General features: G+C 71.9%; 3 protein-coding genes. 2 read left to right on the forward strand and 1 reads right to left on the reverse strand.

Annotated elements, in window-relative coordinates:
- Positions 1 to 278: 278 nt before the first annotated feature.
- Together NBW84_RS17340 and NBW84_RS17345 are read left to right on the forward strand one after the other, a co-directional pair.
- The gene (locus tag NBW84_RS17340) at positions 279 to 1,832 is read left to right on the forward strand and encodes an alkaline phosphatase D family protein (RefSeq protein WP_250285775.1); all 1,554 of its coding nucleotides are present in this window, start codon (positions 279 to 281) and stop codon (positions 1,830 to 1,832) included.
- Positions 1,833 to 1,843: 11 nt separating this feature from the next.
- Complete coding sequence (locus NBW84_RS17345; protein ID WP_250285776.1) at positions 1,844 to 3,190, forward strand: hypothetical protein; 1,347 nt, start codon at positions 1,844 to 1,846, stop codon at positions 3,188 to 3,190.
- Between the two features lie 343 nt (positions 3,191 to 3,533).
- Here the strand turns inward: NBW84_RS17345 and NBW84_RS17350 are convergent, their stop codons facing one another.
- The gene (locus NBW84_RS17350; protein ID WP_250285777.1) at positions 3,534 to 4,190 is read right to left on the reverse strand and encodes a MarR family winged helix-turn-helix transcriptional regulator; all 657 of its coding nucleotides are present in this window, start codon (positions 4,188 to 4,190) and stop codon (positions 3,534 to 3,536) included.
- Between the last annotated feature and the right edge of the window lie 368 nt (positions 4,191 to 4,558).

Raw genomic sequence — 4,558 nt, forward strand, 5'->3', positions numbered from 1 at the left:
CGGAGACGATCTTCAGCTGTCGTGGACGGATCTTCGGTCTCGTGGGCGCGCGCGACGGCATCCGCACGGAACGCGGGCGTGTGGGCCCGCGTACAAGGTGCTACGCCACCGCGCGCCCACCGGAAGCGCGCGTACCGGTTCATTGCCGGCGGTGGTCGGGCGGGCGTCGTCCATCCGCCGCTCGCTCGCGACGCGCAACCGGGTTGTACGTGTTTGTACATGCGGCATTTTTCTATGCATATAAACATATTTATATATATAAATTAGTGTTTTGTTGTATGAAGACGTTTCAGCGTCGGGCGTTCCTCGTCGGAGGTATCGCTGCGGCCGGGGGGCTCGCCCTCCCGCTACGGGCGCTCTCCTCGGTCCCGGCCGCGCGGGCGGCGGCCAGCACCATCCCCTACCCGTTCACCCTCGGCGTGGCCTCCGGCGAGCCGGCGCCGGACAGCGTCGTGCTCTGGACCCGGCTGGCCCCGTCCCCGCTGAACGCGGACGGGCACGGCGGCATGGCGAACACGGACATCGTGGTCGACTGGCAGGTGTCCGCGAACCCCGCGTTCGCCCCGCTCGTCGCGTCCGGCTCGGTCACCGCGCAGTACGCGCAGGCGCACTCGGTGCACGTCGTCGCCGGCGGGCTCGCGCCCGACGCCGAGTACTACTACCGGTTCCGCGCGCAGGGGCACATCTCGGCGGTGGGCCGCACCCGGACCGCCCCGGCGTTCACCGCCGTGGGACGGGACCTGACGATGGCGTTCGCGTCGTGCGCGCACTACGAGTCCGGTTACTACACGGCGTACCGGCGGATGGCGGACGACCGCCCGGACCTGATCCTGCACCTCGGCGACTACATCTACGAGGACGCCACCACGACCGGGTCGGTGCGGGAGCACCTGGGCAGCGAGATCGTATCGTTGGCCGACTACCGTCGCCGCTACGCGCAGTACAAGGCCGACCCCGACCTGCAGGCGGCGCACGCGGCCGCGCCATGGCTGGTGGTGCCGGACGACCACGAGGTGGAGAACAACTACGCCAACATGGTCCGGGCCGACAACAGCCCGGCGCTGACAGCCGCCGAGTGGACAGCCCGGCGGACAGCGGCCTACCAGGCCTACTACGAGAACATGCCGCTGCGCCCGTCGGCGGCGCCGGCCGGGAACAGCATCCCGCTGTACCGGCGGGTGCGCTGGGGCACGCTGGCCACCTTCCACATGCTCGACACCCGGCAGTTCCGTGACGACCAGGCGTGCGGCGACGGCTGGAAGGTGTGCTCGGACGCCGACCTGGCCAGCCGCTCCCTGCCCGGCACCACCCAGGAGGCCTGGCTGCTCGACGGCTTCGCCCAGCACCTCGGCACCTGGGACATCGTCGGCCAGCAGGTCTTCTTCGCGCGCCAGTTCGACGCCTCGGGCGCGGGGAACATGGACGCCTGGGACGGCTACCGCGCCTCCCGGGCCCGCATCCAGCAGGGCTGGGCCGACCGGGCGGTGCGCAACCCGGTGGTGCTCACCGGGGACGTGCACTCCTCGTGGGCCAGCAACCTCAAGGCCGACTACGCCAGCCCCTCGTCGCCGACGATCGGTACCGAGCTGGTCTGCACCTCGATCTCCTCCGGCGGCAACGGGTCCGGCTCGACGGCCATCCCCAACGGCGCCACCAACCCGCACATCAGGTTCTACTCCGACCGCCGCGGATACGTCCGTACCACCATCACCCCCGCCCACATCGCCGCCGACTTCCGCAGCGTGGCGACGGTGACCGAGCACGGGGCGGCCGCGGCCACCGTGCGTTCGTTCGTCATCCAGGACGGCCAGCCCGGGCTCGTCGACGCGTGAAGGGATTTCAGATGCGTGGTGCGCACGGGTTCGTCCCGTCAGGATTCGTCCCGTCGAAGCTCTTCTCACCGAGGACGGCGAAGGCTGTCCTGTCGAGGACCGCGGTCGTCTCATCGCTGTCGGCGCTGGTCGTTACCGCGACCTTCGTCGCGCCGGGCGGGTCCGCCGTGGCCGTGGGGCCGTCGGCCTGGCTGACCGCGAACAGCGTGGCGACCGGGGACCAGGACACCCCGGCCGTGGCCGCGAACCGCCTCGGCGACGTGGCCGTCGTCTGGGAGGACGACCGGGACTCCACCAGCCCCGACGACGACACACACAGCGAGATCTACCTGCGCCTGTTCCGTAACGGCGTGTCGAGCTACGAGATCAGACTGTCCGCGGGCGGCACGTCCGGTGTGAACTGGAAGCACGTCAGCCCGGACGTGGGGCTGGACGACCGCGGCAACGCGGTCGTGGTGTGGGCCGACGACCCCGACGGCAACGGCGTCTACAACATTCCCTACCGGGTCGTCTCCCCGGCCGGCACGGTCATCGGCTCCGGCTACGCCAACGGCAGCTCGGCCGGCCAGCAGCTGGCCCCGAAGGTGTCCGTCGACCCTGACGGCGCACCGGGCAGCACCACCGCGGTGGCCTTCACCGTGGTGTGGGAGGACATCCAGGGCACGGCCGCGGCGACGGTGAAGGCCGCCGGATTCACCGGTACGACCACGAAGGCGTACGAGGTGACGGTGAACGCCACCGGCGGATCGCACCACAGCCCGGACGTCGCGGTCTCCGCATCCGGGGAAGCGACCGTGGTGTGGGACGAGGACACCGACGCCAACGGCTTCTTCAACATCGGGCTGACCCGGCTGGCGAAGGCGAACGGGGCGGTGGTCCTCTCCCGGCGCTCGGCCAACACCCTCGGCGGTGGGCAGCAGCGGCACGCCGCCGTCGCCGCGAACACCAACGGTGACTTCGTCGTCGCGTGGGAGTCCGACCACACCGGCACGCCCGGGATCTGGGCCCGGTCGTTCGCCGCGGACGGGACCGGCCGGCACGCCGAGGTGCAGGTGTCGACCGGGACGGGCGCGGGCTCTCCCGCCACCGGCATCGACGACCAGAACAACGCCGTGGTCGGCTGGTCGGTGGGCGGCGCCGACCCGGCGGTCTGGGCCGGTGGCCTCAACCCGGACGGCACCACCGCCGGCCGGCTGCCGGCACAGTCACTCAGCCAGGCGACCACCGGCCGCCAGGAGCAGATGGCGGTGGCCGTGTCGCCGTGGGGCCAGCTGGCCCTCGCGTACACCGACGACAACGACGGCAACTCGTTCGACCAGGTGATCCTCGGCCTCGGCGCCAGCAACTCCGACTGGTAGCGAGCGGCGCGGGCCGGGTCCCGGGCCACGGACCGGCCGGGTACGGGCACACGCCGTACCCGGCCGGCGGTCCCACGGGCGGATCAGGCGGGCGGATCAGACGAGCGGATCAGGCGCGAGGGCTGCCGCTCGTCGGCCCGTGCGAGAGTGGACGGGTGTGGGTGGGAGTGCTCGGCGCACTCGAGGTGCGAGAGGACGACGATCACGAGATCGACATCCCGGCGGAGCTTCGAGGGGGCGGAAGCGGCGTCCCGGACGGGCCGTGGCGGCGTGCGGCGGCTCCAGGGGAAGATCCCCGGATGGGCAGCGCCCGGAGGGGCCCTGGCGACATGTGTCGAGCTGGTCAGCGGCCGCCCGTCGCGGCGCGGCGGGCGAATTCCTCGTGGGTGACGTGCTCGGGGCAGTCGACCCTGATGTCGGACGGCCCGAGGCGGTGGTCGAAGAAGGTACATCGATGGACGGCGGGTCTCGCCCGGCGGACCGCGGGCTCGAAGTGGTGACAGGTGGTACATGCCCGGGTCACGCTGATCAGATGCTCGGAGTGCATGCGTTCCAGCACGTCCAGCAGGGCCGCGAGCAGCTGCTCGCCGTCCGGGCGGTCGATCCGTGACGTGGCGGCCTCGACGGGGGCGGTCCAGCGCGACACCGCGCGCGCGGTCCGCCGGCCGTCGGCGGTCAGGTGGAGCCGGTAGTGGCGCCGGTCGTCAGGGTCCCGCTCGCGTTCGACGAGGCCCTTGCGGCGCAGGGCCTGCAGGGCGTCGCTGACGGTCGGGTCGGTGACGTCGAGCTCACGAGCCAACGCGCTGGTCCGGGCCGGTGGGGGCGGCCCGGCGTGGAGGCGGACGAGGACCCGCAGCTGGGTGGGGGAGAGGTCGTGCGCCTCGGCCGCGCGACGGGCCAGCACCTGAAGAGCCCCTCCGATCCGGTCGAGGGCGGCGACGATCTTCGCGTCGAGTCCTGGGTGGCGCTCCTCGGGGGTACCCGGCGGCCTCACGCGCACGGCCCGTGTAACCGGGGCGGCGTGGCCCGGTCGGCGCCGACGGCGGGGAGCCTCACGCGTCCCGTCACCGTGCGGGCCCCGCCTGTCGTCGGCACAGCCGTCTCCCGTCATCGTGATCTGTGGCTACCGGCGCGTCGCGGGCCGCCCCCGGCGCCGGGTCACGGCGGGGACGCCGCTGCCCACCAGTGGACCTTGGCAAGCGAATTGTACACCCAGTAATTAGGAGTCCTTTACATGATGGAAAGAGCGCAGGGGCCGCCCGCCCTGCCGGCGGGAGCGGGCGGAGCGCGTCCGAGGTATGGGCCAGATTGGTTACTTTCTGTCAGTACGGGTGTGGCGGCGGGCCACAAGGTACGCCAGCCGCGGCG

Origin of the sequence: Protofrankia sp. CiP1_Cm_nod2 (genome assembly GCF_920664355.1) — a bacterium.
Classification (GTDB): Bacteria; Actinomycetota; Actinomycetes; order Frankiales; family Frankiaceae; genus Protofrankia.